Source organism: Acidobacteriota bacterium (assembly GCA_016196035.1).
Lineage (GTDB): Bacteria > Acidobacteriota > Blastocatellia > RBC074 > RBC074 > JACPYM01.
The window spans coordinates 119,945-145,342 of the sequence record JACPYM010000008.1 but is presented as its reverse complement, the minus strand read 5'-3'; the positions used below and the strand labels follow the sequence as shown (position 1 = coordinate 145,342).

The 25,398-nt window shown below is 56.2% G+C and carries 26 protein-coding genes and 1 pseudogene; 14 read left to right on the top strand and 13 right to left on the bottom strand.

Features of this window, described 5'->3' with window-relative positions; all coding sequences use genetic code 11:
- Positions 1 to 93: 93 nt before the first annotated feature.
- The 9 genes from HY011_03700 (at position 94) to HY011_03660 (ending at position 9,640) form a co-directional block, all read left to right on the top strand.
- Positions 94 to 996 (top strand): TIGR00159 family protein, encoded by a 903-nt coding sequence (locus HY011_03700; GenBank protein MBI3422017.1) that lies wholly within the window; start codon positions 94 to 96, stop codon positions 994 to 996.
- Positions 997 to 1,002: 6 nt separating this feature from the next.
- Positions 1,003 to 1,980 carry a hypothetical protein gene (locus HY011_03695; GenBank protein MBI3422016.1) on the top strand — a complete coding sequence of 326 codons (978 nt, stop codon included), beginning with the start codon at positions 1,003 to 1,005 and terminating at the stop codon, positions 1,978 to 1,980.
- Between the two features lie 40 nt (positions 1,981 to 2,020).
- Positions 2,021 to 3,364, top strand: coding sequence for a phosphoglucosamine mutase (gene glmM / locus HY011_03690; GenBank protein MBI3422015.1), 1,344 nt, complete (start codon positions 2,021 to 2,023; stop codon positions 3,362 to 3,364).
- A 288-nt stretch (positions 3,365 to 3,652) separates the two neighbouring features.
- A complete protein-coding gene (locus HY011_03685; protein ID MBI3422014.1) occupies positions 3,653 to 5,191 on the top strand; it encodes a glycosyltransferase in 1,539 nt (512 codons plus the stop codon).
- A gap of 230 nt (positions 5,192 to 5,421) precedes the next feature.
- The gene (locus tag HY011_03680; GenBank protein ID MBI3422013.1) at positions 5,422 to 6,078 is read left to right on the top strand and encodes a zinc ribbon domain-containing protein; all 657 of its coding nucleotides are present in this window, start codon (positions 5,422 to 5,424) and stop codon (positions 6,076 to 6,078) included.
- A 5-nt stretch (positions 6,079 to 6,083) separates the two neighbouring features.
- Entirely contained in the window at positions 6,084 to 6,710 is a 627-nt protein-coding gene (locus tag HY011_03675; protein ID MBI3422012.1) for a zinc ribbon domain-containing protein, read from the top strand.
- Between the two features lie 66 nt (positions 6,711 to 6,776).
- Positions 6,777 to 7,304, top strand: coding sequence for a zinc-ribbon domain-containing protein (locus HY011_03670; protein MBI3422011.1), 528 nt, complete (start codon positions 6,777 to 6,779; stop codon positions 7,302 to 7,304).
- Complete coding sequence (locus HY011_03665) at positions 7,301 to 7,786, top strand: DUF2752 domain-containing protein (GenBank protein MBI3422010.1); 486 nt, start codon at positions 7,301 to 7,303, stop codon at positions 7,784 to 7,786. Before HY011_03670 ends, HY011_03665 begins: the two co-directional genes overlap by 4 nt.
- 159 nt (positions 7,787 to 7,945) lie before the next feature.
- On the top strand, positions 7,946 to 9,640 hold the full coding sequence (locus HY011_03660) for a M14 family metallopeptidase (protein ID MBI3422009.1): 1,695 nt from the start codon (positions 7,946 to 7,948) through the stop codon (positions 9,638 to 9,640).
- A gap of 503 nt (positions 9,641 to 10,143) precedes the next feature.
- Here HY011_03660 and HY011_03655 read toward each other — a convergent pair.
- Complete coding sequence (locus HY011_03655; GenBank protein MBI3422008.1) at positions 10,144 to 10,650, bottom strand: cytochrome c; 507 nt, start codon at positions 10,648 to 10,650, stop codon at positions 10,144 to 10,146.
- Positions 10,651 to 11,144: 494 nt separating this feature from the next.
- Here HY011_03655 and HY011_03650 point away from each other — a divergent pair, with 494 nt between their 5' ends.
- The gene (locus tag HY011_03650; protein MBI3422007.1) at positions 11,145 to 11,816 is read left to right on the top strand and encodes a PEGA domain-containing protein; all 672 of its coding nucleotides are present in this window, start codon (positions 11,145 to 11,147) and stop codon (positions 11,814 to 11,816) included.
- Here HY011_03650 and HY011_03645 read toward each other — a convergent pair whose 3' ends face one another.
- Positions 11,817 to 12,500 carry a zinc-ribbon domain-containing protein gene (locus HY011_03645; protein ID MBI3422006.1) on the bottom strand — a complete coding sequence of 228 codons (684 nt, stop codon included), beginning with the start codon at positions 12,498 to 12,500 and terminating at the stop codon, positions 11,817 to 11,819.
- 21 nt (positions 12,501 to 12,521) lie between these two features.
- On the opposite strand from HY011_03645, the gene HY011_03640 reads away from it, so the two are divergent.
- Complete coding sequence (locus tag HY011_03640) at positions 12,522 to 13,292, top strand: SDR family oxidoreductase (protein MBI3422005.1); 771 nt, start codon at positions 12,522 to 12,524, stop codon at positions 13,290 to 13,292.
- Between the two features lie 95 nt (positions 13,293 to 13,387).
- Here HY011_03640 and HY011_03635 read toward each other — a convergent pair whose 3' ends face one another.
- From HY011_03635 to HY011_03610, 6 genes and pseudogenes are all read right to left on the bottom strand, one after another.
- Entirely contained in the window at positions 13,388 to 15,031 is a 1,644-nt protein-coding gene (locus HY011_03635) for a hypothetical protein (GenBank protein ID MBI3422004.1), read from the bottom strand.
- 79 nt (positions 15,032 to 15,110) lie between these two features.
- Positions 15,111 to 16,163: a VWA domain-containing protein gene (locus tag HY011_03630; protein MBI3422003.1), complete on the bottom strand. Its 1,053-nt coding sequence runs from the start codon at positions 16,161 to 16,163 to the stop codon at positions 15,111 to 15,113.
- Between the two features lie 103 nt (positions 16,164 to 16,266).
- Positions 16,267 to 17,337 carry a VWA domain-containing protein gene (locus HY011_03625; protein ID MBI3422002.1) on the bottom strand — a complete coding sequence of 357 codons (1,071 nt, stop codon included), beginning with the start codon at positions 17,335 to 17,337 and terminating at the stop codon, positions 16,267 to 16,269.
- A gap of 705 nt (positions 17,338 to 18,042) precedes the next feature.
- Positions 18,043 to 18,153, bottom strand: a pseudogene (locus HY011_03620) (prepilin-type N-terminal cleavage/methylation domain-containing protein).
- A 145-nt stretch (positions 18,154 to 18,298) separates the two neighbouring features.
- A complete protein-coding gene (locus tag HY011_03615; protein ID MBI3422001.1) occupies positions 18,299 to 19,024 on the bottom strand; it encodes a M50 family metallopeptidase in 726 nt (241 codons plus the stop codon).
- 46 nt (positions 19,025 to 19,070) lie between these two features.
- Positions 19,071 to 19,526, bottom strand: coding sequence for a pyridoxamine 5'-phosphate oxidase family protein (locus HY011_03610; protein ID MBI3422000.1), 456 nt, complete (start codon positions 19,524 to 19,526; stop codon positions 19,071 to 19,073).
- Positions 19,527 to 19,644: 118 nt separating this feature from the next.
- Here HY011_03610 and HY011_03605 point away from each other — a divergent pair, with 118 nt between their 5' ends.
- Positions 19,645 to 20,070 carry a PaaI family thioesterase gene (locus HY011_03605; protein ID MBI3421999.1) on the top strand — a complete coding sequence of 142 codons (426 nt, stop codon included), beginning with the start codon at positions 19,645 to 19,647 and terminating at the stop codon, positions 20,068 to 20,070.
- A gap of 36 nt (positions 20,071 to 20,106) precedes the next feature.
- On the opposite strand, the gene HY011_03600 is transcribed toward HY011_03605, so the two are convergent.
- The 5 genes from HY011_03600 to HY011_03580 form a co-directional block, all read right to left on the bottom strand.
- Positions 20,107 to 20,652 (bottom strand): hypothetical protein, encoded by a 546-nt coding sequence (locus tag HY011_03600; protein ID MBI3421998.1) that lies wholly within the window; start codon positions 20,650 to 20,652, stop codon positions 20,107 to 20,109.
- Between the two features lie 189 nt (positions 20,653 to 20,841).
- Positions 20,842 to 21,453 carry an NUDIX hydrolase gene (locus HY011_03595; GenBank protein ID MBI3421997.1) on the bottom strand — a complete coding sequence of 204 codons (612 nt, stop codon included), beginning with the start codon at positions 21,451 to 21,453 and terminating at the stop codon, positions 20,842 to 20,844.
- Positions 21,454 to 22,020: an isochorismatase family protein gene (locus HY011_03590; protein MBI3421996.1), complete on the bottom strand. Its 567-nt coding sequence runs from the start codon at positions 22,018 to 22,020 to the stop codon at positions 21,454 to 21,456. It abuts the gene before it with no gap.
- A 34-nt stretch (positions 22,021 to 22,054) separates the two neighbouring features.
- Positions 22,055 to 23,014, bottom strand: coding sequence for a nuclease (locus tag HY011_03585; protein MBI3421995.1), 960 nt, complete (start codon positions 23,012 to 23,014; stop codon positions 22,055 to 22,057).
- A gap of 60 nt (positions 23,015 to 23,074) precedes the next feature.
- Positions 23,075 to 24,628: an alkaline phosphatase D family protein gene (locus HY011_03580; protein ID MBI3421994.1), complete on the bottom strand. Its 1,554-nt coding sequence runs from the start codon at positions 24,626 to 24,628 to the stop codon at positions 23,075 to 23,077.
- A gap of 174 nt (positions 24,629 to 24,802) precedes the next feature.
- Here HY011_03580 and HY011_03575 point away from each other — a divergent pair, with 174 nt between their 5' ends.
- Positions 24,803 to 25,042: a DNA-binding protein gene (locus HY011_03575; protein ID MBI3421993.1), complete on the top strand. Its 240-nt coding sequence runs from the start codon at positions 24,803 to 24,805 to the stop codon at positions 25,040 to 25,042.
- A gap of 20 nt (positions 25,043 to 25,062) precedes the next feature.
- Positions 25,063 to 25,269: a hypothetical protein gene (locus HY011_03570; GenBank protein ID MBI3421992.1), complete on the top strand. Its 207-nt coding sequence runs from the start codon at positions 25,063 to 25,065 to the stop codon at positions 25,267 to 25,269.
- Positions 25,270 to 25,398: the final 129 nt, after the last annotated feature.

Genomic DNA, 25,398 nt, shown 5'->3' with positions numbered 1-25,398 from the left:
TACAGGGTCGGGCAAATGCGGGTTTATCTGCCGAATGTAAGGTTGGCGGGGCGCACTCAAGTTTTCATTGGGATAGGCAACACGGAAAATTACATGCATGGCATCTGGGTACAATTAGCGGGGTTTTGGCAGGCGTGGCCGATCCGCGACGTGCTGGACATCCTGATTGTGGCCGTGCTGATTTACGAATTGTTACGCCTGGTGCACGGGACGCGCGCGGTGCAAATGGTCGTTGGTTTGGGTTTGGTCGGGGCGCTCTATGAATTGTCCAATCAGCTTGGATTGACGACGGTGCAGATGCTCTTACGCACGGCGACATTCTATTTGGGCTTCGCGGTGATTGTGCTTTTCCAACACGAGATTCGCGCCGCGCTGACTCACTTGGGCAAGAACATTCGCTTCCCGATGGTGCGCACCAAAAAGCGCGTGAACACCTTCGGCGACGAATGGTATGACGAAGTCGTGCTGGTGGCGAATACGCTTTCCTCCGAAAAGATCGGGGCGCTGATGGTGTTTGAGCGGGATGTGGGTTTGCGCTCCTTCATCGAAGGCGGCATCAAACTGGATGCGCGGCTTACTTATGATTTGCTGGTGACGATTTTCAACACTCATACGCCACTGCACGACGGGGCCGCGATTATCAGCAATGGCCGTGTGGCGGCGGCTTCCTGTTTTCTTCCTTTGACGCAAAATCCGTTGGTCTCGCGCGAGTTGGGCACTCGCCATCGAGCGGCCATCGGTGTGACCGAAGACAGCGATGCTTTCGCCGTGGTCGTGTCTGAAGAGACGGGCGCGATTTCGTTCGTGATGGATGGCAAGTTGTACCGCAATCTGGATGGCCCGAAATTGCGCCGCATGATTCAAAGCGCGATGGAACCCTGGCGTACCGAAGCCGAAACCGCCGCCCAGGAAGAAGAAGAGCGTGAACGCCAGCGCGAACTGGACGAGATCATCGCGTCAAGCCGTGGCAAAGCAGGCCGGGTGCAGGAGGGCTAACGCACGATGAAAGCGAACTTCCTGCAATGGCTCAATCCACTGCGCCTGTATCAGCGCCTAACTCATCTGTCAGAAGCAGAATGGAAAGGTCTGGGCTTGAAAGCGATTGCTTTGGCGCTGGCCGCGTTGCTTTATCTGATTGCCCGGCAACCGTTGAGCGAAGTCCGCGTGGTGGGGGTGCCGGTTGAATTTACCGGTTTGAGCCAGGGTGTCGAACTGTTAGGCGACAGCGCGCCGCAAACCGTCAGCCTGCGATTGCGCGGCCCCCGCGACCAGGTGCGCGGCCTGCTGCCCAATCAACTCTCGGTGCTCGCCAACCTGGCGAATAAAGAGCCGGGTGAGCGCGTGGTGCAACTCAAGCTAAAAGATGTCGTGGCACCCGACGGCGTTGAGGTATTGCAGATCGAACCCGCCAGCATCAAATTCCGGCTGGAACCCATCACCAAAAAATCAGTCAAAGTCGAGCCGCAGCTTATCGGCGGGCTGGAAGAGGGGGTCGAACTTTATCGCATCACGGCCACCCCGAACGAAGTGGAAATTATGGGACCGCAATCCCTGCTCGACGCGGTGAAGCAGGTCAAGACCGAAAGTGTCAGCCTCAAAGGGCGTCGGCAAAGCTTCAGCGCAACCGTGGAGGTCGAGGTGCCGCAGCCTGCGTTGCGTGTCACCAATCGCACGGCGGTGACCCTCGCCCTGGAAATTGGCGAACGCCGCGCTTCGCGACTGTTCGCCAATTTGCCGGTGCAATTAATTGGTGCGCCGCATAACACGCGGTTGCTCACGAAGACGGTCGAAGTGGTTTTGCTCGGCCCGCGCGCCGAACTCGAAGCATTGCGCGCGGATGAGCTAAAGGTCGAACTCAATCTTAATACTTTGCCCGCCAATGCCGAGTCCGCGCCGCCGCGTGTGCGGCTGCCCGATGGGCTGGCCCGGCAAATCGAAATCAAAAGCATCAATCCAACTGAAGTAAAGGTGAAACGCTAACGGCAGCGCCTCTGTTGCCGTGCCGCGTCAGGGAAGCATGATGGGTGAATTTTTTGGGACGGATGGAATTCGTGGCGTCGCGGGACAGTTCCCGCTGGACGCGCCAACAGTCGAACGCATCGGGTATTCGCTTGCCAGTGAATTACGCGCGCTACACGGGCGTGCGCCGCAACTCGTGATTGGCCGCGACACGCGCGAATCTGGTGATTGGATCGAAGCCGCCATCGGGCGCGGCATCGCGGCGGCGGGTGGCAGCGTGCGGGCGGCGGGCGTCATCACGACGCCGGGCGTGGCCTATCTGACGCGCGTGCTCAACGCCGACGCCGGCGTCGTCATCTCGGCCTCGCACAATCCTTATCAAGACAACGGGATCAAGGTCTTCGCACCCACGGGCCGCAAGCTGGACGATGCGACCGAACAGGCCATCGAACGCGATTTGAAAGCCGACGCGGCAAGTTTCCCGGTCATGCCGCTCGCGATCATCGAAACCGAACCGCAATTGCGCGAACAGTACTTGGCCTTTCTGCGCGAAGAATTCGGCGCGAGTGTCGCCTTGCACGGCATGAAACTGGTCGTGGATTGCGCCAATGGCGCTTCGTCAGAATTAGCGCCGCGTTTATTCACCGCGCTGGGCGCTGAGGTGCTGGCGATCAACGCCGAACCGAATGGACGCAACATCAATCTCGCTTGCGGCTCGCTCCATCCCGAAACGCTGCAAGCGCGCGTCAAAGAGGCGGGCGCGGCTTTAGGGCTGGCCTTTGATGGCGATGCCGACCGCTTGCTGTTGGTGGATGAACACGGCCAACTGGTGGATGGCGATCAAATGCTGTTTATCGTGGCCGAATATCTGCACGCGCAAGACAAGCTGGCAGGGAACCGCGTCGTCGCGACCGTCATGAGCAATCTGGGATTGGAAGTCGCCCTGCGCGCGCGCGGCATTGAATTGGTGCGTACCAGCGTTGGCGATAAATACGTGCTCGAAGAGTTGCTGACCAACGGCGGCAGCCTCGGCGGCGAACAATCCGGCCATCTGATCTTTCCCGAACTCTCGCTGGCGGGCGACGGCATGCTCAGCGCGCTCGAAGTGCTGCGCGTCATCCAGGCCACCGGCAAATCGCTGGGCACGCTGGCGGGCGGCTTCACGCGCTTCCCGCAAAAGACGATCAACGTGCGCGTCACCAGCAAGCCGAAACTCGACACCGTGCCGTCCATCAAAGCGGCGATGGACGCGGTCAATCAGGCGTTGGGCGATAACGGGCGCTTGCTCGTGCGCTATTCGGGTACCGAAAACCTGGTGCGCGTGATGGTCGAGGCGGCGGATGCAGATGTGGTGCAACGGCACGCTGAAGCCGTTGCTGCCGTGATTCAGACTGAGATTGGTTAGCTGTGCGACAAGGCTGCCAGCTTGTCGGAGTCTCGGCTGACGAACCAATAGGTTTCACCGCGACGCCCCGACAAGCTGGCAGCCTTGTCGCACAGCCGGACGCATTGACAGCCCAGTGCGCCCGGCTAACATGCTCGCCTGTTGTCAAAACGTCTGCCGAGGCGGGCGGCATTTCATCACGCACTCATTCGATTATCAAAATATATGCACATTGTCCCTTTCTTCTTACAAGTTGCTCCCACCAAAGAGGCGGTGAAGGATGAACTGCAACGGCTGGCCGATCCGATTATGCGCAATGGGACGGATAACATCAGTTCTCTCTATTCGCTCGATGGCTTTGATTGGACGATCATCATTCTCTATTTCATCATCCTGACGCTGCTGGCGATCCTCGGCCTGTACCGCGTGCGGATGGTTTATCAATTCTGGCGCTACCGAAACATTCGCCCGCATCCCCAGCGCAGTTTTGCCGAAAGCGAGTTGCCGCGCATCACCGTGCAGTTGCCGCTCTTCAACGAAATGTACGTGGTCGAACGGCTGGTCGGGGCCGTCGCCGCCTTGGATTACCCGCGCCACCTGCTAGACATTCAAGTGCTCGACGATTCGACCGACGAGACGGTCAAGATCGCCGAGGCCGTCGTCAACGAATACAAAGCGCGCGGCCTGGACATTCACTACATTCACCGCGACGACCGCACCGGCTTCAAAGCGGGCGCGTTGGAGAATGGCTTGAAAAGCGCAAAGGGTGAATTGGTCGCCGTGTTCGACGCCGATTTCGTGCCCCGGCCCGATTGCTTGCGCCGGATGGTGGATTATTTCAGCGACGAGAAAGTCGGCATGGCGCAGATGCGCTGGGGCCACATCAACGCGAACTTCTCGCTGCTCACGCGCATTCAGGAGTTGATGCTCGACGGTCATTTCGTCGTCGAACAGACCTCGCGCAATCGCACCGGCGCGTTCTTCAACTTCAACGGCACCGCCGGGATGTGGCGCAAACAGGCCATCGAATGGTCGGGCGGCTGGCAGCACGATACGTTGACCGAAGACACCGACCTCAGCTTCCGCGCGCAGTTGATGGGCTGGAAGTTTGTTTATCTGGTTGACGATGACGTGCCGGCGGAATTGCCGGTCGAGATGAACGCCTTCAAAGCGCAGCAGCGCCGTTGGGCCAAGGGCCTGGTGCAAGTCGGGCTGAAGCTGATGCCGCGTTTGTTGAAGCATCCGCAATTGACGCGGCAACAAAAGCTGGAGTTGTTCTTCCGCCTGTTCGGCAATTGCGCCGCGCCGCTGATGATTGCGCTCAGCATTCTGCATATCCCGGTGCTGATCGCGCGGTTCAACCAGGGCATGTTTCATCTGCTGCTGCTCGATCTGCCGCTGCTGACGCTGGCGACGTTTTCAGTAGTGAGTTTTTACGGCACGACGATTCTCTATTTGCATCCGAAAGAGAAGTGGCGGTTTGCGCTAATCCCACTGGCGATGGCGATGGGCATTGGGCTGGTCTTCTCGAATACGCGCGCTGTGCTCGAAGCGTTGTTCCGCATTCAATCCAGCTTCGTGCGCACGCCCAAATATAAGGTCGAAAAGAGCAACGACAACTGGTTGAACGTCGCCAGCAAATACCGGCGCAAGAAAGGCTGGCTGCCCATCTTGGAATTGTCCTTCGCGCTCTATTTCGTCGTGGCCGTTTGGTACGCGCTGCGCAGTCATATCTACGCGACCGTGCCTTTCCTGATGTTGTTTCTGATCGGGTACGGCTACATGGCTGGGATGTCGCTGTTTCAAGGCAGCGCGCGACGGCTGTTGAATGTGTTTCGCCGTCATTGAGATGGTGCGACGATGAAAGGGGGGTGACGGAGCGACATCTTTCGCTCCGTCACCCCTTTCCCCACCCTTTGTCCTTTCCTTCCCGCCGCAACTTTTTTCCCGCCGTCGGCGTTTCTCTCACCTGAAATTCAAACAAGTTGGCGCGCTTCGTGGGCGTTGTTATACTGAATTGCCAATCGCGCATGAGACCTAATTTCTAAGTCGAACGTGGGGAAGCTTCAGGAGGCCGGATGTTCTGTCCGAAATGTGGATTGAATCAGGGAGAGCGGCGTTTTTGCACCGTCTGCGGCACCAATCTGGCCGCCGTGTCGCAATCGTTGCAAGGCGCTTTACCTGTGAATCCTGCTCCGCCGGGAATTACGCCCACTGGGCACTTGCCACACCACCAACCTTATTTGCCGCATCCCAACATCTCTTACGAATTGGAGCGGCAACGCGAGTATGCCAAAGGGATGAAGATGTTGCTGGTCGGGGGCGCGTTTTTGGCCTACAACATTCTCAAGTTCATTCTCTCGTTCGGACATTCCGGCCTCGGCTTCTTTGGGTTTGTGGGGCTGTTGCTGTTTGCGATTGGCTTGTCCAAAGTGCTGAGTTGGCGGCATCTGGTGAATACTACCAACCACGGTGCGTATACGGTGCCTGCGCCACAGCCTGAATTCATACCGACGCCTGCGCCCACATCCAATACGGCCCAGCTTAATCAAACTCCTAAACCGGTGTTCTCGGCGCTGCCGCCTGGCACGCGCACAGATGAATTGGAACCCGTGCGGCGGACGAACAATGGGGCTGTGCCGGTCAGCAACTTCGCGCCCAGTGTCACAGAAGATGACACGCGGCATTTGCCCAACCAACAGGCAGCACAAAAGACGAACTGGAAAATGGAGTAAACGCTATGTTTTGTCCCCAATGCGGTGCGCAGGCCGATCAAGGCATCAAGTATTGCAAACAGTGCGGCATCAATTTGCGCCGCATTCAGGGCGTGATGTCGCGCGGCGGCGCCAGCATGGACTGGAATGATGTTTGGAAAGAAGAAGCGTTGGAAGAGCAACGCAGCAAACGCAAAAAGACGCCCGAAGAGAAACGCATTGATGAGATCAAAGGCGGCGTTATCACCAGCAGCGTAGGTCTGGCGCTGACCATTTTCTTCAGCTTTTTATTCGATGCCGTGGCTAATAACGTGGGCGGGCCACAAGCCGAAATCCTGCGCAGCCTCTGGGCAGTTGGTTTGATTCCGTTGTTCATCGGGCTGGGATTCATTTTCAATGGCGTTTATCTAAGCAAGCGAATCGTCGAATTGAAACGTGAGCAGGCAGAACCACCCCAACGGTTGGCCCAACCGTTGGCCCAACCGTTGGCCCAACCGCTGGCGCCGCCGCAACCACAGCCATTATTTGGCGCTGTTGATACGGCCAAAGTGGCGCAATTGCCCGCCGCAAATGCACAGGCCAGCGTAACCGAACACACGACCGCGCATTTGGGAGAAGCGACCGCCGTCAATGTGCGGCGCGAAACCAATTGAACCGGCGCGCGATTTTATTTCTTTGCAGTCCGGCACCTGTAATTACGAATCAGGAGGAATCCGTCCATGTTTTGCCCGCGCTGTGGCACCCAAAACGCCGCCGATGCCCGCTTCTGCCGTAACTGCGCGCACGCTTTCACCCAAACTGCCGGACAGCCGCCGCCCGCCGCACCCAACCCCTGGCAAGCTTCGGCGCAAAAGCCGCCGGCAGATTTGCCTTATCCGGGTTATCAAGGGCCAAGCGCGCAACCAGCGCCGTTATCAGGTTATCCAGCCGCCGCGCCCAACTTGCAGCAAAGTTACGCCAGCAGCGGACAACCGCCAGGGGCGAGCGGGCGCGCGATTGCTTCGTTGGTGCTGATGCTGGCGGGCTTCTTTATTGGCTGCGGCCCGTTTCTGAGCATCCCCGCGCTGATTCTGGGCAAGCAGGAACTCGACGCCATCCGCGCCGGGCAAGCGCCACGGGCAGGTGAGACGCTGGCGAAGTTTGGCTTTTACGGCGGTATCGCGGTGACGATTATTTATTGCGGCATCGGCGTGCTCTATGGCGTGCTGATCGGTTTCGCGGGCATGATGAGCGTCTTTCACGGATGAATGAAACGCACTCTGTCAATTCGCTGCCTTTCGATTGCGTGTGGCAGGCCGTGCCCGCGCGCCCGTTCTCACGCGCCGATCAAATCCAGTATGGCGTGGTCATTGCCATCGCCACTGCCACACTTGGTCTTGCGCGCTATCTGCATCCATCCGCACGCGGCTTCGGCACGCACGAACAATTGGGCCTGCCCGCCTGCACGTTTTTGACGCTGACTGGAATTCCCTGTCCGAGTTGCGGCTTGACGACCAGCTTTGCTTACGCGGCGCACTGGCAATGGCTGCATTCCTTTGTCGCGCAACCCTTCGGTTTTCTGGCTTTTTGCCTGACGGCGCTGAGCATTCCGCTGGCGTTCTATTTGCTCTATCGCCGCGTCGTGTGGGAGCAGTTGCTGCACGCGCGCGCAACCAATCGCACCATCTATGCGCTGCTCGTGATTTATCTATTGAGTTGGTGCTACAAAATTTACGTAATGACTTCTTGATGAAAAGCAAAGAAGATTAGCCACAGAGGCACTGAGGCACTGAGAAAAAACGAGATTGGAAATACCAACATCTGCCTCTGTGCCTCTGTGCCTCTGTGCCTCTGTGCCTCTGTGCCTCTGTGGCTAATCTTCTTTATCAATTCCTGGAGATTCGCCCCCATGAAAAAGGCTTTTGCACTTGCCTGCCTGCTCTCTTTCAACGCTCTGCTCATTCAAGCTATGCCCAAGATTCAAGACGACAAACTGAAATCGCGCGCCGAACTGACCAATTACGAAGAAACCAGCCGCTACGAAGACGTCATGCGCGTCATCGGCGAATTGCAAAAACGCACGCCCAATTTGCGCGTCGAATCCTTCGGCAAATCTGAAGAAGGCCGCGATCTGCCATTGCTGATTTTTGCCGATCCGCCCATCGCGCAACCCCGCGACGCCCGCGCATCCGGCAAGACTGTTGTTTTCGTCCAAGCCAACATCCACGCCGGTGAAGTCGAAGGCAAAGAGGCGATGTTGCATCTGTCGCGCCGCCTTGCCTTCGGCGATTTGAAGACCTTGCTCAACAGCCTGGTCATCCTGATTGCGCCGATTTACAACGCCGACGGTAACGAGAAAATCGCGCCCACTAATCGTACCGCCCAGAATGGTCCCATCGGTGGCGTCGGCACGCGCGAAAACGCCAAAAGCTTTGACCTCAACCGCGATTACATGAAGCTGGAAACGCCCGAAGCCAACGCGCTGGTTGGCCTCTTTAACCGCTGGGACCCGCACTTGATCGTAGACTTGCACACCACGAACGGTTCTTATCACGGTTATCATTTGACCTATTCGCCGATGCTCAACCCGAATGCCGACGCGCGGCTGATTGCGTTTGAGCGCAACAAAATGCTGCCCGCGATCACGCGCACGCTGCTACGGCAGCACAAGTTTCGCACTTACTATTACGGCAACTTTGCGACGAAAGAGCGGCTGAACCGCGAGTTGGACAACTTTGAAATTCAACGCGCGGGCCGTGAGGCGCAACCGTCCACCCAAGCGACCGATACCAAAGTCTGGCGCACCTTCGATCATCGCCCGATGTTCGGTAACAACTACGCGGGGTTGCGCAATCGCATGACGATCCTGTCTGAAGCATACAGCTACCTCGATTTCAAAGGCCGCATCGCCGTGACCGAAGCCTTTGTCGAAGAGATTTTCAAATACTCCGCGTTGCACGCCGCCGAAATCGCCGCGCTGACCAAACGCGCCGACGATGACGCCGTGCGCGGCAAGCTGGGCCAACAGGGTGTCGCCTTTGAAATCAAGGCGCTCGACAAACCCGTCAACATCCTGGTTGGCGCAGTCGAAAAGAAAAAGAATCCGCGCAACGGCAAAGACATGACCGCGATGCTCGAAGACAAAGTCACGCCGACGCCGATGCTCGATTACGGTTTGTTTGCCGCGACCAAAAGCGCCGCCGTCCCGCGCGCCTATCTGTTCCGCAACGAAGCGGGCCTGCAAACCATCCTCGCCAAACTGCTCGCCCACGGCATCGCCGTCGAAGAGCTGACCGAACCGCTGACCGCCGAAGTCGAAAGCTTCGCCATTGAGCAGGTCAACAAAGTGGGCCGCGCCTTCCAGGGCCACCAGCAAATCACGCTGAAAGGCAGCGCGAAGCCGGAAACGCTCACCTTTCCCGCTGGCGCAATTTTGGTGCGGACGACTCAGTCACTGGCTCCACTGGCGTTTTATCTGCTCGAAGCGGAGAGCGACAACGGCTTTGTGAATTGGAATTTTCTGGATGCGTATTTGGAGAAGGGGAAGACGTATCCGATTTATAAGCTGATGAAGGAAACACCCGTTGTAAGCAAGTTGAAGTAGGACGAAAACAATTTCATCTTGAGATAATCCATTGAACCATGAAATGTGAACTGGCATTAAGGGTTACCTCAGCTATAGAAGCGCCACACCAAGATGTCGGGTTTGAAATTTTGCGGATTCGGCCATTACGGGTCAATCGCAGAAAGTTACCCGACATTCTGGTGTGGCTTACATATAGGTCGGTCAGTTTTGGCTATACGGGGATACACATTTACCAGCCAGAAGAACTGAAAGAGGCCCAGGTGGGCTACCCGATTGGCCCAGGCGGTAATTCAGTGGTCAATGATGCAGCCGGGAGTTGGCAACGGAATTGGATTGTCATTGGGTGCAAAGCTCTCTGTGGTGATCCAATCTTTGTAGACGTCAGCGTTGAAGATTGCCCTGTTTACACAGCCATACATGGTGAAGGAAGTTGGACCCCAAATTTGATAGCTGACAATATCGAAGGTTTTTCGAAGGCCCTTAAGTCTGTTGCCACCATTGCTAGTGACAGAGCTACGGCATTATTGTTTGGCCAACGTTCGGACATAAGCAACAACTTGCCACATCTGCTCATCGGTCATCTTTTTCATTGCGGGCATTTTGCCTTTGCCCTTTTTCAATACCAAAAACAGTTCCCCATCAGGATCGTTTATCACATCGTCTTTCGCCAAATGGGTCGGTTTAGGGTCAAAAGACGCACTCGCAGGGCCATCGCCCGCCCCTGTATCACCATGGCAAAGAGCACAGTTAGCCTGATATAGAGGCATTCCTGCGGCGGCAGCGGCTTTATCAGGCAACGGATTTTGTGTTTTCTCTGTGACGTCGGCAGGCAAAATAACAGAGGAACTGGTTGCCTTGGACGTGGTAGCTGGGCTTGTTGTAGGAGGGGATGAAGTTGTTGAAGAGTTAGAGCAGGCGACACTCCCTAGTACGATTAACAATAATGCAGTTGCGAGCAAATACAGTACAGAAATTGATTCTGTAACTTTCGCGAGCCGATTCAAGTGTGATTCAAACTTCTTACGCATAAGTAAAATTATCCTCAAGTAAACAATGATTATGGACAGCGTGGGGAAGTGAGCAAAAGTTAGCATGTAACCGATTTGGCCAGTTTTGTGAAGTTGCAAGGTTGGCCGTGATTTCTTGCTTTGCGGCAATCGCAACGTATGCGATTATACGCGCCGCAGAGACGGCCTTATCGGCATCCCACCTAGCCGTCAGTATTCATCCCACGTGCCGCATACGTATTCTCTCCCAGTGCCGCAAAATGCGAGAAATCGAGTTGCCGCGATTTCTCGCGAGTCGCCTAGGTGTCTACCGAATCATTTTTTGAATACGGTGAAACACCTGGCTGTTACGTTTACCCGGTTATTTGAGGACGCATTATTGATCAGCTCAGCCCGCCCCAGGCTGTTACGGTTCAGAGGTGTAGTGTATGCAGTGTCCAAGATGTCAAATTGAAAATGGCCATGGTCATTCTTATTGCACGCATTGCCGCGCGGAATTGCGCACAGGGGCGGCAATGGCAAAAAACTTGAATGAAGTCGAAGCGCAGCCTGCCAACCCAGGTAACAAAGTGCTGCAAGGAGTTCGGCGCGTAATGCGGCTGATGCTTAGTGCGTTTCTTCTGTTTTTGATCATCGTTGTGGCGCGGGGTATCAATTGGAGCGGAGTTATGCGTGGGATTTCAGCGACCAAGACGGGGGTCGAACGTGAAGCACTTAAACCCGGCAAAGCAGGGCGTCCTAGTTTTGAACCAAGCCCTCATAAGGTTGAAGAAGCTAAGGCTAAACCTAAAGGCATTGCTGAAAACAAGGTCGAAGAATCCAAAACTAAACCAAACAGCAATACTGAAAGCGGAACGATCACGGAGCTTTTCTTCAAGCTCTTCGCCAAACTTCGGCAGGGGTTTGGCGAAAATACCTCATTTGGCGCTGAGTTGCGGAATGCCCAGTCAGAGGCTGCAATCAATCGCAATACCGGGGGGCTGAGCTTGAAAAGTGACACGCGCGCCAAGGTTTATTTGGATGGGCAGTTTTCAGGGTTTACACCGCAAACCGTCAGGCTTGCGCCAGGTGAACATAAAGTCAGTGTGTTGGCCGATGGACATGAAGAGTGGAGTCGCAAAATTCGCCTTAAAGCCGGGCAACAGATCAACCTCAAGGCTTCGCTCAAGAAAACCGCCTTGCCATAATCAGGAATTAGCACGCCGTTCGGCCTCGAATTGCTGTGTCTCTTGCTCGGTAATGCTGTGATAAATCGGTGCCGCCCCAAGGTTACGATTGGTTTGACTGGGCAGGTTTGGGGGCGTGTAAGGTTGAGCCACAGGCGCTTGTATGGCGGCTTGCACAACATAGGGTTTTACTTCATTTCGGTTCGCTTCCAGCAATTTCAGCAAGCGCCGACAAATCAGCACAATTGATCCGTAGCCAAACAGCGCCATGAACAAACCCAGTGGCGGGCCTCCAGCATGATATTCATATTGCATCACGCTGAGAAGGAGTGCCCCGATGGTGGTGAAGAGAAAGCCGAGAATGCTGATGAGCGCGGTGATCTTCAGAATGTTATTGGGTTCTACCTGCTTGGTAGCCTGACCTGTCGCCACTTCCTGGATAAAATTCTGCGCCAGATCGAAGGCCACTAAATTGGCGCCACAGCGACGGCAGAATTTCTGACCCTTCGCATTTTCCAGACCACAATTTGGGCAAAACATTTTGGCTCCTCCAGCAATCTCAAGTTTGTAGGTTCCATTGCGGCTTGCAAAGTGCGCACAGTATAACACTTCCAATGCTTGCTTCGATTTGAACTCGGGATTGGGTGTGGCGCTGCTTTGCGCCAGCCCGCGCCCTTTTACGACCAAGCGTGGCGAGCGGTTCATTTTTCCTGGAGGACAAGCGGAATGCTTTCTTGCGCCAATCAAGTAGTGATAATCAGCGGGGCTTCACGCGGCATCGGGGCTGCAGCAGCAGTGCGGTTTGCTGAAGCTGGGGCCGCCGCTGTGGTCATCAACTATCACGCCAAGCAGGCGGCTGCGCAATCTGTGGCGGAACAAGTTCAACGCGCAGGTGCGGAAGCTTTGCTGGTACAAGCGGACGTTTCGCAGGCCAGTGAAGCAGAAGCGTTGATTAATCAGGCACTCGCCCGGTTTGGCCGGTTGGATGTGCTGGTCGCCAACCACGGTATCTGGCCGCCCACAGAACATGCCATCGCCGATCTGAGTCACGCACAATGGGATAAAACCATGCGCATCAATGTCAACGGCGTGTATTACCTTTGCCAAGCTGCCACGCGCCTCTTTGCTCAACAACGGCGCGGCAATATCGTCATTGTCAGCTCCACCGCAGGCCAGCGCGGCGAAGCTTTTCACTCGGATTACGCCGCCTCGAAAGGGGCTGTCATCAGCCTGACCAAATCATTGGCGGTGGAACTTGGGCCGTTGAATGTGCGGGTCAATTGTGTCGCGCCAGGTTGGGTAGATACCGAAATGGCAGCTTCGGCTTTACAAACGGATTCGGCCCAATTGCAAAAAATTCTTGAGGCAATCCCGTTGCGCCGCGTTGCGACAGCGGAGGACATAGCCAATTCAATCCTCTTTCTCGCTTCGGATTTGGCGCGACACGTTACGGGCGAGATTTTGAACGTCAACGGCGGCTCGGTGCTTTGCGGTTGAATCGAAAAACATAACGGGGAACTGAGACGGAATCACAAATCCTCAGTTCCCCGTTAATGTTCTTTGGCGAATAGCCACTCGGTTTGTCGCTACTGCTAAAGACCCCGGCGAGGACGAACTCGTGCAGAAACTATAAAGCCAGATCTGACTTGCTCACCAACCTCGCGCTGTTCTTGGTCTTTCACATTGGACTGCGAACACACACGCCCTATCGGGCCGAAAGTTCCCAGCATATTCCGCGCCAATAAATGCTCTGCCGTGCGCCGCCTGACGATGCGGTAAAGTTGTTCGCGCACCGATTCCAATTCAAATTCACGCCGAATCATTTCCAGTCCCGCGCCTTCGCGGCTAATGGAGCGCGTCCCCAATTGCCAAAGTTCCGGGTCGAAATCCACGTAAACCGCGCGCCCCGCCATGATCAAATCATCAATGCGCTCGCCCAGTTTTTCATCCGGCCAGGGCGCGCCCGGCGCAATTACCGCCCAATGCGGATGCGCGCGCACGCCGTTATAAAACTGAATCAACGGCGTGCGCGCTCCCACGATAAACGCGGCGTGCCAGGGCAGATCAGTGATTTTTTGAATATAATGCTGTGCTGCCCGCGCGCCCCATTGGTGATCGTAAAGTTCTTTTGCCAAACGGTTATACGTGCCTTTGGTCAGCACGAGCAGGCCGAGCAGGAGCGGCAGCGCCCGCCATTGTTGCGTGCGCGCGAATTCCGCCAGCATCCAGCCGCTGACCGCCGCCAGCCCTGGCAAACCGGTAAGCAGATAGCGCGGATTGACCGGTAGATCGTGATTCAACAGCAAGAGCAAATCTGTCCCCAGTCCGCACAGCCCCAGCCCCAGCAATACAAAATGCTTTTTGCTTGTACACAAGCTGATTAGACCCAAGACACTCGTTAAGGCTGTGACGCATGAACAATCAAAGGCAAACTTGGCGACGAACCAGAGATTCTTGGCAGTGACCGGATGCACGGCGCGTTCGTTAGCGCTCAGCGTGTACCAGTTGATCACCGCGCGCAGATAGTTGTCCGTGTCGTAAAGCGACCAGAAAATCATCCCCGCCAACGCAGCCAGCCCAGCCAATCCCAACGCCGCTAAGCAGCGCCACCAACTAAGCCGATACCAACGGCCTGCCAGCACGATCAGCGGAAAGTAAAAGACCGCGAACTCGCGCAGGTTCGCGCTGGCACCCAAAAACGCCGCCGCCAGCAAAAACTGATTATCACACCCCAACCGCGCGCTCTTCACCAACCACCACAGTGACCAACTCAGCCAAACAAAGGCCGGTATCTCACTCATCCCGCGTCCGCTGTAAATCAAATAGTAAGGCGACCCCGCCATCAGCAATGTGGCGATCAGTGCGGCCAGCCGTCGGGCCGAAAGCTCTTTGTAGAGCGCATAGAAACCCATCGTCGCCAGGCCCGCCTGGACAATTACGCCGTAACGCAACAGCAAATACGCCTGCGCGGCGGGCAAGCCCCAAAAGCGTTCCGCCAGTTTCCAAAGCCAGTGATTGTAACCAAGAAACAACGCCCGCCCTAGTCCTAATGCCGAGGGCAACCCCTGCACCGAAAGCACGGTGTAATCGAAGCCGTCCCAATCCGTGATGAATGGATCGCGCAACACATACGCCAGCCACCACGAAGCCAGGGCCAGCGGCAGCCAAAGATACACGTCGCCCAGCCAATGATGAGTTTCAGTTTGGAGTTTGGGAGTATGTGCGGGCGTTCTCATCGGCGATCAGTGGCCGGTAGCCAGTGGCGTAAGCAAGCAGCTTGCCGATTACCGGCTACCGACTATCGGCCACTGAGCATCAGCCTTTTGGCGCGTAATAACCTTTGCGGTGGCGAATGCGAATGTCCTTGCGGTTCGGCAAGCGGATTTCGATTTTGCGGAAGGCGCCATCGGGCGCCTCGTTGGTTGGCTCATACGCCAGCAGGTATTGCTGGCGCAAATCCTGTTCGAGTTGTGTGAAGGCCTGATCCAGATCGCGATTGCCTTTGGGTACTGCGACGCGCCCGCCGGTGGCTTCGCAGATGCGTTTGAGCACGCCTTCGTTGACACCTTCATCACCGATGCCGATGGCATAAATGACGACTTCGGCGCGCAAAGCTTCGTCAATCGCATCGCCGATTTTCATACGGCTGGTAGTGTCTTCACCGTCAGTAATCAGGATGATCGTCTTGCGCCCGGGTTCTTTGGCCAGCAGGTCGGCGCTGGTCGCAATGATCGCGTCATACATCGAAGTCCCGCCCTGCCGCGAACCGCCATTGATGGGCGGCGTCGCACCACCAAAAACACTGGGCGGAGGCCCTGCAATAAAGGCGATCTCTTCCAGTCCTTTGCGTAAACGCGCAGCATTCGAAGTCAGTCCTTGCATCAGGGTCGGTTCGCCTTCGAATTTGATAATCGCGGCGGTGTCTTTGTTCGGGCGGATGACGGAATTGATAAAGCGCGAGCCGGCGTCTTTCAACACCGGCAGCATGAATCGTTCGCTGCCGCTCACATCCACCAGAATCGCCATCGTCAGCGGCAGATCGAATTCGCGTTTGAAGGTGAAAATTTGCTGCGGCTTACCGTCTTCGAGCACGGTGATTTCTTCCTGGGCGACATCGTTGATGTAGCGGTTCTGTTTGTCCTGTGCGGCAAAGAGCACGTTGACCAGTTGCGTGCCGACGCGGATGGTCTCGATCTCGTCGTCTTTCTTTTTCGGTTGCTGTTTTTCGTCGCCTTTTTTCTGGTCTTTCTTCTGCTCTTTTTTCTGCTGTGCCGCGACTGGTTGCCATCCGGTGTGCGGCGTCAGCCCGGCGAGCGCCGCCACCACTACGGCACAAAGCAACCAAGCGATGCGAATTCGTTGTGTCATAAACTCCCTCATCTTTTCCTGCTATCTTGGAGGTTGCCGAAGCCGGGTGGTGGAACGCGGCGCGCGTCGCCGCTTCGGTCAGGTACTCGCCAGTTATTGCGAATCACTGTTTAATGCCTGTTTCAGTGCTGGTTTGCCGCGGCGGCACCGCGTTATAGCCGCTCTTCGTGCGGATGCGGTAGTCCTTGTAATTCGGTAATTTCACTTCGATCTTGCGGAACTTGTTGTCAAAGACTTCATTCGTCGGGCTGTAGCTGACCTGATACTGGCTGCGCAATTCCTTGGCAATGGCCGAAAAGCTCTTCTCCAGTTCGAGAACTTTGGAAGTGAAGAATGCCCGCCCGCCAGTGTCTTCGGCCAATTGCTTGAGCACCTTGTCTTCTTTGTTATCCACCGTGCCCGCCTCGACGCCGAAGAAGCCGCCGGATTTTGTGCTGATCACAAAAATGACGGTTTCAGAACGCTGGGCAATATCAATCGCGTCTTTCAAAGCACGTTCGCTGACGGTGTCTTCGCCGTCGGTGATGATGACCATCGCGCGGCGGCGGCCCTGGATGGCGAACATCTTCTCTTCGCAAACGCTGTAAATCGCGTCGTACATGCGCGTTTCGCCTTGGGCTTTGACCTTGTCAATCGCCTGGGTCAGCAAGTCCAACCGGTTAGTGAAATCCTGCTGCAATTCGACTTCGGAATCGAAGGTGGCAAAGAGCGCGCGGTCTTTGCGCGAGGTCAGCATCGTTTGCAGGAAAGAGACGGCGGCGTCCTTCTCAAATTTCAGCTTCGGTTTGACGCTGTTCGAGGTGTCCATCAGGATCGCCACATCCAGCGGCAAATCGCTGAGCGCCTGAAAAGAGACGATCTCCTGTTTGGCCTTGTCCTCAAAGATTTCGAAGTCGCTCTGCTTCAAATCAGTAATGAAACGGCTGGTCTTGCCTTCGGTAACGGCGACGGGCAGGCGCACGTTGACAGTGCGCGAAGTGATCGTCCCTGGCCCCTGATCTTGCTCATTCGGCTGTTCGCCCGCCTTAGGTTTTTCACCCGGCTTGGTCGTCTGCGGTTTGGTTTGGGGTCTGGTTTGAGATGCCGAGCCTTGCTGCGCTGAAACCGCGCTCCACCCAACCAATAAGGCCAGTGCCACGATCACGCAGGCGCTTAACCAGCGATGCTTATCCATAGTAACTCCTCATAACTGCAATCTTTGGATGCCCGCTTTCTGAAGCGGTTGCGGAAGTAAGAACGGATTATAGGTGCAGGTTTTGCGGCAGTAAAGCGTGTGAATTTTAGGCATGGTACAGCAAGCTGCCAGCTTGCTGCGGGCTAAAGCAGTCAACCAATGGAAGCCAGTTGGTCTGATGGCAACCGACCAGCAGGCCGCCAGCCTGCTGTATATTTGCTAAACTGACAGTCCAAAAATACAAAGCAGGCAAGCCATCCTTACGAATCGCTTGCCTGCTTTGCTTTTCAGAGAGATGCGAGACGACTACTTCGCTCCAGCGGCGGGTGCAGGTTGCGCAGCCGTATTGGCGCTATCCGAAATCGGCACACCTTCACCGTGCGGCAAGGCGTTGACCGTCTTTGATTCGAGTGCGCGGATGGTGCCGTCTTCGATCACATTGTAATCGTGATCGGCGGCGCCGGGGCTGATCCGCGTGGCCTGGATGCAATACTTGTCCGCTTCGGCCTCCGTTGACGTGTAGCGATATTGGCTGACCGGCTGGCCGCTGGCGAAGTTGGCGCCGACCAGCCCCGCACCTTCCAGTTCTTTCAAAGTGCCAAACTTGCCTTTCATCGCGTTGTATTGCGCCTGGGCAGTATGAATCGTGCGCAGCGAAGAGATGGCTGCCGTCTCGCGGCCCAGCTTGAGATTCGCTTGCAGTTTCGGCAGCGCCACCGCAGCCAGAATCCCGATGATCGCCACCACGATCAATAATTCGATCAGCGAAAAGCCCGCCTGGCGTTGACGCTGTGTGCGTTGATGTCTCTGCTTCATAAAACTTGTGCTCCTTGGTTTAGGTCGTTCTTGAGGGTCGCGGGATTGCTGGCTCACCGGTCAATGTAACGACCGCCTCTCAAGACGGTTCCAAATATACTACAGGCCCGCGTGTGACCAAACCCGTGCGCAATCAGGCAAAAAATTAAGGGTTGACCACGGCCCGCCGTCGCCGCGTCACCGTGCGCGCCTTTGGATAGGGGTTGCCAAAGCTGCGCAAGGCCACCCAGAGCACGCATAGCGAGCCGACCAGCCACATCACCGCCCAGACCACCGCTGGGACGTCCGTCATGCGTTGCATATTAAAGGCGTCGCTGGGTGTATCGCTGGCTGCCGAAATCAGAAAGAGCGTGCGTAGATCGAAGAGCGCATTCAAACAGCATTGAATCGCCAGAAAGCTCAGGAAGAAATGCGCCGCGCGTTCGGCTAGCGCTATGGCGCAAAACACCAGCGCAATGGCCAGCCCGATGCCGGTCAGTAAACTGAGCATCCCTTTGGCAAAGAACAGCGTTAGCCCCAAGACCGCCGCCGCCGTCAGCGTCAACACGGCTTTGGCGTGCCGGCCATCGCGGCATAGCGCCAACAGGCTCGCGCCATAAACGGTGCTGGCCAGATAACCCGCGCTGGCGATGATGAGCGGCACGCCGCCAGTCGAAAAGGTCTCGCCGCTCGCGTCCAGATGGATGCGCAGCCCCGTCACCCAGCCGCCCGTCAGCAGCGCCAGCAAGGCGTGTCCACCTTCGTGAATGAAGGTGACGAAGAGCCGGAACGGATAGGCCAGCCAGTCCGCGCCCGGAATGAATGACAAAACGACCGTCAAGCCGGACGCCAGCAACAGAAATTGAAACCCGTCATGAACTCGTCTTTGCATAGCCTTTGTTACGCGCCACTGGGCGCTTTGGTTCAGTCCTTCTACCTCACAATTCCGCGCCGCTCAGCCAATACATTTCGCCAAATCCGCGAATGAAGCGCACCCGTTCAACCTTCAATTTGAACAGCCGGAAGTCACCCATTTGAAACAGGGAAGCCGCTTCGGGGAAGCGTTGCAGATACGTTTGGCGTGCCACCTCGACTTCGGGTTCGGCTACCAATTCCGCCGTGCACAGCAACGTTGCCCGCGCCCCTGCCTGCGGATTAGCCAGTGCCGCCGCCTCCTGCACGAACAAGCTAACGCGCGGGTCGGCCAATATATTTTGCGTGTGTTCGGCCAACTGACTCAACAGCAGCAATGGCTCGTCGCGCGTGGTCAGTGCGAAAGGAGCCAGCGAACCAAACGGCCAGCCTTGGGCTTTGCGTGAAAGCGTCGAAAGTAAGCCGTGTTTTTCCTGGGCCAGCAAGTGGCGCACGGGTTGCGAACGATCCGGTTGATTCATCGCGTGTTCCTGTTGCGTCGTGGGCGGTTTCAGGGGGAAGATTGCGGCGTAATGTTTGTGAGCGTATACGAAATCGGCTGGGAGGATAATCCCATCATCACCAATGAGCAATAAGCCAGTGAACAAAGAATTCGAACTGTTAAAAGCCGCCTCGGCGCGCGTTTCATTCCTGCGGTTTATGGGTATCGAACTGTTGGACGCGGGCGCGGGCTGGGCGCAAATGAAACTGCCCTTTCGCGAGGAATTGCTGCAACCGGCTTCGTTGCACGGTGGCGCGATTTACGCGCTGGCCGATTCCGCTGCCGCGCACGCGCTGATGACGCTGGTCTTGCCCGATCAACTCGCCACGACCGTCGAACAGCGCATTAATTTCTTCAAAGCCGTCAAAGACCGCGACATCATTGCTGACGCCCGCATCGTCAATCTGGGCAAAACGCTGGCCTATTGCGAAGTGACGATCACGCTTGATGACGGCACGCTGGTGGCGAAAAGCACGGCGACGCTGATGCGGCTCGACAGAGAACGACTGCAAGGTAAGGGATGAGGGATGAGAGGTGAAACTTGTTGCCTCTTGTAACGATCACTGTTTCCGCAAGCCGAAATAACCGATGGTCACATAAAAGCCGGGCAGCAGCTTCACGTGAATTTTGCCCAGGTATTGCTGCGGCGCAAGCTCGACGATCTCGTCCAGGATGATGCGAATGAACAGCGGGTTTTCGGGCGCGTCGTAATCAAGCTTGATGACTTCGGTCTGCGCGTCCTTCTTGCCCTGACCAGTGCGAGTTTTGAAGTAATACGCGTTGGTATTTCCGTCAGCGTTGCGGCTGAAGCGCCGGTAAAGCGGCGAGAAAAGCTTGAGGATGCGCGCGCCCAGCGGCGTGAAAATGTTGAAGCCCAATTGCCCCGCGCTATCGAACGATTTACCAAGCCAGGGCACGGGTTTGTCGAACAGGACGTGCGCCATACCCGGATAAAACCCTTGCGGTGCGGGCGTGGGCACGCGGCCCTGCACAAATTGTTGGTGATATGGGCTGCGCTCGACCAGAAAGGTGATGAGCGTGCCGGCGACCAGAATGACGGCAACGGCGACGGCCAGATAAAACAGCAACGAAAGCAGCAGCGACATAACGGGTAACCTCCAGCGGGGAATCTGTCAGTGAAAGCGGCAATACATTTTTGATTACGCCGCTTGCTCGCTGAACAGATTCATTTGGCCGAGACAGTTTGCCGCAGTACAGCAGGCTGCTAGCCTGCTGCCGTTGAATGGAAGATGAAATGAATTCGCACAAGCCTCTCTCCGCAAGGTGGCAGCAGGCTAGCAGCCTGCTGTACCTGACAGCGCATAAAACAATCCCACCAACGTCTTCGCGTCCCGAATCTCGCCGCGCGCGATCATCCCGCGCAACTCCGCCGCACTGAATGCGCGAATCTCGCTGATGATTTCGCCGACATCCAACGCCTGCTCGCGCTGCGTCAGGCCACGCGCAAAGAAAAGGTGAATCAACTCATCGCTGCTGCCCGGCATAGCGTAACATTCACAGACTTTCTGCCAGTCGCGCGCCTCGTAGCCGGTTTCCTCCAGCAATTCACGCCGCGCGCATTCCTCCGGTGTTTCGGTGGAGATCATGCGACCGTTCTCTTCGCGCCCCGCCAGCGTGCCCGCCGAGAGTTCCCACAGATACTCATTCGCGGCGTAGCGGTATTGCCGCATCAGCACGATGTGGTCTGCGTCGGTGAAGGGAACCATCACGCAAATGCCGGGGTGGCGCAGGTGCGAGCGCGTGACGGTCGCGCCAGTCGCGCGTTGCCGGATCGTTTCGCGGTTGACCAGCCAGCGCAATTCCTCGCCGTGTTTCGACGGGCGGATTTCGCGGTATTCAGTCTTGGTTTCCAGCCATTCAAACTGTTCGATTGTCGTTTCACGCATCTATTGCAAGCCTTTCACCAACTGCTGCACCTGTTTGAATTCGGGCGTGTCCGCGCCGCCGCATAGTTCAAACAGCGCCATCTCTATCGAAGAAATGATCGCGCCGTTGCCGATGAGTTTTTGAATGGCGACTTCGCGGTTGTGCGGCAAGCGCGCCGCCACGGCATCACAGAGCAAATGCACCTGATAGCCGAGTTGCAATAAATCGTGCGCCGTCTGGCTGACGCAGATGTGCGCTTCGATGCCGCAGACGATGACCTGTTCGGCGTGGTGTTCGCGCAGTTGCACATCGAATTCCTGCACGCCACAAGCTGAAAAGGTCTGCTTCTCCAGCGGCACGGTTCCGGCGGGCAGGTGCTCGGCGACTTCAGCGACAGTGCGGCCCAAGCCTTTGGGATATTGTTCGGTCACGATGATCGGCACGTCCAACACACGGCAAGCTTGCACAGTCACGGCGATGCGCTGCGCCAACTCGCCAAACCCGGCGATCATCGGACGAAAGGCTTCTTGCAGATCAATGACCGCCAGCGCGGCGCGGCGGCGGTCTAACACAGCGGGATGTTTCATAGCAGCCCTCAATAAATTCAATTGGCCAGTGAATTCAATTGGTCGGACGTGGTGGCACCGGTGGCGTCAATTTCGGGTCGCTCGTGACCCAGGCCGTCCACCACAGATCGCGCAACATCTGCGCGCCTGCGGCCAGGCGCTCGCTGATAAATTTCTTGTGCTCGGCACCCGCAGTCGTCGCGCTGAAGGCTTCCTGCTTGTCCAAAATATAAAGCTGTTCGACCAGCTTATTCGAGTTGCGGAGGTGTTCCCAAATCGCTTCGCGCGGTTTTTCGATTACGCGGGCCTCGACGGCAATCAACGGCAAGACGTCGTTCAGCTTGATGTGCGATTCCAGATAAACGTCTTCAAAGCGATAGTGAATGCCTTTGTTCGGTTCGCTGGTGAAGACGGTATAGCCTTGCGGATTGTCGCCCGACCAGCCGTTGTAATGAATCGTCGTGTGGTGCGGATTGGCGGCGTCGGTGACGTAATGGCCCAGGATGCCTGCGTCATTCAGAATGCGCGCTTCGATCCAGCGGCGTTTGCGCGCGTCCTTTTCGGCGCGCCACAAGCGGAACTCGATGCGCATGGTCTGGAAGAGTTCGAGCATGCGATACGGCACGAAGCCCACATTGACGGGCTTTTTCCCAGCCTTCAACAACTCGGCGGTGAAATCGTAACGATTGACCGCGTTCAGCGCCGTCGCCGGCACCAATTCCAGGTCAATGAAATGGTCGGGCGCGGCAGCGCTGTCCATGCCGCGATCAATATTCGATTCATCGCGCGCGCGCCAACGATCCGGCTCCGGGTTGAGATAGCTCAACTGGTCAACTTCCTTGCGGAAGAACTTAGGCATGTCGACAGGCAGTTTGATCGCCGCCGCACGGCCTGCTAATTCGTGGCCGACGTGGCCCCAGGCCCAAACGTCGCGTGGTAGTCGAAGAGCGATTACCGCCAGCGCGACGGTTGTCACCAGTACGATTAGTTTGATATGCCCATTCAGTTCGGTCATCTTTGCTTTCCTTTTGATCTGCAATCCCGCAGTGCAAATCCCAAATCTCAAATTTGAAATTCAACGTTGCGCCGCCAGTTCAATGCTGTATAACTGCTTGCCCGCGATGTCGTGCAAGCTCACCGTCATTGCTTCGGTCTTGCCATCAATCTTGATGCCGCCGAAAAACTGAAAGCCGTCCTTGGGCGAACGATTCGGCCGCATGCCTTTGGGAATGCCGGTGAATTTGACCTGCGGGCCAAAGGTGTCATCCAACGCGGCAGGCCCAAACGTGCCGGCGTTGAGCGGCCCCGCGACGAATTCCCAAAACGGATTGAAGTCGGTGAATTGCGCTTTGGCCGGATCGTAATAATGCGCCGCCGCGTAATGCACATCCGCCGTCACCCAAATCACGTTCTTGATCTTGCGCTGTTTGATGAAGCGCAGCAATTCGGCCACTTCCAACTCGCGCCCCAGCGCCGGGCCATTGCCGTTGGCGAAGGCTTCAAAATTGGGCTGCCCGTTGCGCGTGCCATCGCCGACGACCAAGCCGATGGGCATATCGCTGGCAATCACCTTCCAAGTTGCGCGCGAAGCCAGCAAACGTCGCTTGATCCAATTCATCTGCGCGCTGCCCAGGAAAACCGTTTCGTCGTTCTGCGCTGGTTGCCGGTTCGGGCCATTGGCCGCGCGATAGCTGCGCTCATCCAGCAGCAGCACGTCGAGCAGCGGGCCGTGGTTGTAGGCGCGATACACGCGCTCAGGATCAGCCGGATCAAAGCGCATTGGCATGTAATCCAGAAAGGCACGTTTGGCCCGCGCCGCCAGCAGGTCTACGCTTTTGACCACGTATTTCGGGTCATCGAGGATTTGCCCCGGAAACCAATTGTTGCGAACTTCGTGATCGTCCCACTGCGCCAGCATCGGCACGGCGGCATTGAAGCGGCGAAAGCTTTCAGCCAGAAAATTGTAGCGCTGGTTGCCGTGAAACTCTGCCAGCGTCTCAGCGACCTTGGATTTTTCCGGCGTCGTCAGGTTCTTCCAGAGCGAACCGTCATCGAGTTTGACTTCGGCCTGAATCACGTTGTCGGCGTAGATTGTGTCGCCCGAATGAATGAACAGATCAGGCTGCCACTGGCGCATCGCTTCATAGATTTTCATGCCGCCGAAATCAGGATTGATGCCCCAACCCTGCCCGCAGACATCGCCACCCCAAACCAGTTTCACATCACGCTTGGTTGTCGCGGGCGTATTGAAACTGCCTGTGACTGCCTCACTCAGCGCACGGCTTTCAGCCAAATCCTGAAAACGGACACGGTAGAAAATCCGTTGTCCAACGGGTAGGCCGGTTAGGTCTACACGGGCAGTGAAATCGCTGATTTCAAGCGCAGCGGGGCTGGTCAGGCGTTGCGCGTTTTGGAAGGATTCGGTCGTGGCGTATTCGACCAGCATCCGCGCGGGACGGTCGGCTCGGCTCCAAATGACAGCGCTGTTTGCGCTGACGTCGCCGCTTTGCACGCCGCAGAGGAGTTGCGGGCGTTGGCTGTCCTGGCGGATAAAAGCTGGCGCTTTCATAGAGAGCGCTAGACCTAAGCTGGCGGATTTTGTGTAGTTGAGAAAACGTCGTCGGCGCATATTTAATTTATCAGGTTAGTGTGTTGATCTTTTGCGTAGATTTTCAGTATTATCCGTGCGAAAAATCCGCACACAAAGATGCGAAATGGTTTTTCGCTGCGTCTGCCTACTGACCCGGAAACGAGTAAGACGTAGAAATACAAACACCGGGTAAAATTTCAGATTTCCTTTCTCATGGCTAAAACAATAACTTCTGATCTAGAAAGGACGAAAGTCCGCTTGAGTCTCGATATTTCACCGGAGTTGAACACCTTACTTGAAAATCTCGCTGGCAATATCGGCGGCACCAAAAGCGATGTGTTACGCAAAGCGATTGCACTGATGGAGGTCGCAGTGGACGCGAAACGTCAGGGCAAAAAGTTCGGCATTGCGGAAAAAGACCAGCAACTTGCCACCGAAATCATCGGGATTTGAGCGCGCCTTCGGTTTGATGAATGGCGAATACGAACCTTGACCTCAACGAACTGGCCAATCGGGCAGATCATCAGCTTTCTATTACCGTTAATACCGACGACCCGCTCAAGCGCGAATCGGAAATCCGTCTCAAAGAAGCCGACGCCAAACACCTGCGCACCAAAGAACTCCTCCTGCACGGCCTGACCAGTGCCGTTATCATCATCGTTGTTTTGCTTTGTGCCTAGATCATCATCCAAAAAAGCCTTGCAACTGATGAAGGGAAACTGGCGCTTGGCTTGCTCACCACCATTGTGAGCGCGTTGCTTGGTTACATTACAGGGAAATCTGCGAAATAACTGAAGGCAGCGGTTGGG

Bases quoted from the DNA above. Each gene is read 5' to 3' on its own strand.
- HY011_03700 (MBI3422017.1), top strand. From the start codon at position 94: ATGCATGGCATCTGGGTACAATTAGCGGGGTTTTGGCAGGCGTGGCCG.
- HY011_03695 (MBI3422016.1), top strand. From the start codon at position 1,003: ATGAAAGCGAACTTCCTGCAATGGCTCAATCCACTGCGCCTGTATCAG.
- glmM (MBI3422015.1), top strand. From the start codon at position 2,021: ATGGGTGAATTTTTTGGGACGGATGGAATTCGTGGCGTCGCGGGACAG.
- HY011_03685 (MBI3422014.1), top strand. From the start codon at position 3,653: ATGCGCAATGGGACGGATAACATCAGTTCTCTCTATTCGCTCGATGGC.
- HY011_03680 (MBI3422013.1), top strand. From the start codon at position 5,422: ATGTTCTGTCCGAAATGTGGATTGAATCAGGGAGAGCGGCGTTTTTGC.
- HY011_03675 (MBI3422012.1), top strand. From the start codon at position 6,084: ATGTTTTGTCCCCAATGCGGTGCGCAGGCCGATCAAGGCATCAAGTAT.
- HY011_03670 (MBI3422011.1), top strand. From the start codon at position 6,777: ATGTTTTGCCCGCGCTGTGGCACCCAAAACGCCGCCGATGCCCGCTTC.
- HY011_03665 (MBI3422010.1), top strand. From the start codon at position 7,301: ATGAATGAAACGCACTCTGTCAATTCGCTGCCTTTCGATTGCGTGTGG.
- HY011_03660 (MBI3422009.1), top strand. From the start codon at position 7,946: ATGAAAAAGGCTTTTGCACTTGCCTGCCTGCTCTCTTTCAACGCTCTG.
- HY011_03655 (MBI3422008.1), bottom strand. From the start codon at position 10,650: ATGCGTAAGAAGTTTGAATCACACTTGAATCGGCTCGCGAAAGTTACA.
- HY011_03650 (MBI3422007.1), top strand. From the start codon at position 11,145: ATGGCAAAAAACTTGAATGAAGTCGAAGCGCAGCCTGCCAACCCAGGT.
- HY011_03645 (MBI3422006.1), bottom strand. From the start codon at position 12,500: ATGAACCGCTCGCCACGCTTGGTCGTAAAAGGGCGCGGGCTGGCGCAA.
- HY011_03640 (MBI3422005.1), top strand. From the start codon at position 12,522: ATGCTTTCTTGCGCCAATCAAGTAGTGATAATCAGCGGGGCTTCACGC.
- HY011_03635 (MBI3422004.1), bottom strand. From the start codon at position 15,031: ATGAGAACGCCCGCACATACTCCCAAACTCCAAACTGAAACTCATCAT.
- HY011_03630 (MBI3422003.1), bottom strand. From the start codon at position 16,163: ATGACACAACGAATTCGCATCGCTTGGTTGCTTTGTGCCGTAGTGGTG.
- HY011_03625 (MBI3422002.1), bottom strand. From the start codon at position 17,337: ATGGATAAGCATCGCTGGTTAAGCGCCTGCGTGATCGTGGCACTGGCC.
- HY011_03615 (MBI3422001.1), bottom strand. From the start codon at position 19,024: ATGCAAAGACGAGTTCATGACGGGTTTCAATTTCTGTTGCTGGCGTCC.
- HY011_03610 (MBI3422000.1), bottom strand. From the start codon at position 19,526: ATGAATCAACCGGATCGTTCGCAACCCGTGCGCCACTTGCTGGCCCAG.
- HY011_03600 (MBI3421998.1), bottom strand. From the start codon at position 20,652: ATGTCGCTGCTGCTTTCGTTGCTGTTTTATCTGGCCGTCGCCGTTGCC.
- HY011_03595 (MBI3421997.1), bottom strand. From the start codon at position 21,453: ATGCGTGAAACGACAATCGAACAGTTTGAATGGCTGGAAACCAAGACT.
- HY011_03590 (MBI3421996.1), bottom strand. From the start codon at position 22,020: ATGAAACATCCCGCTGTGTTAGACCGCCGCCGCGCCGCGCTGGCGGTC.
- HY011_03585 (MBI3421995.1), bottom strand. From the start codon at position 23,014: ATGACCGAACTGAATGGGCATATCAAACTAATCGTACTGGTGACAACC.
- HY011_03580 (MBI3421994.1), bottom strand. From the start codon at position 24,628: ATGCGCCGACGACGTTTTCTCAACTACACAAAATCCGCCAGCTTAGGT.
- HY011_03575 (MBI3421993.1), top strand. From the start codon at position 24,803: ATGGCTAAAACAATAACTTCTGATCTAGAAAGGACGAAAGTCCGCTTG.
- HY011_03570 (MBI3421992.1), top strand. From the start codon at position 25,063: ATGGCGAATACGAACCTTGACCTCAACGAACTGGCCAATCGGGCAGAT.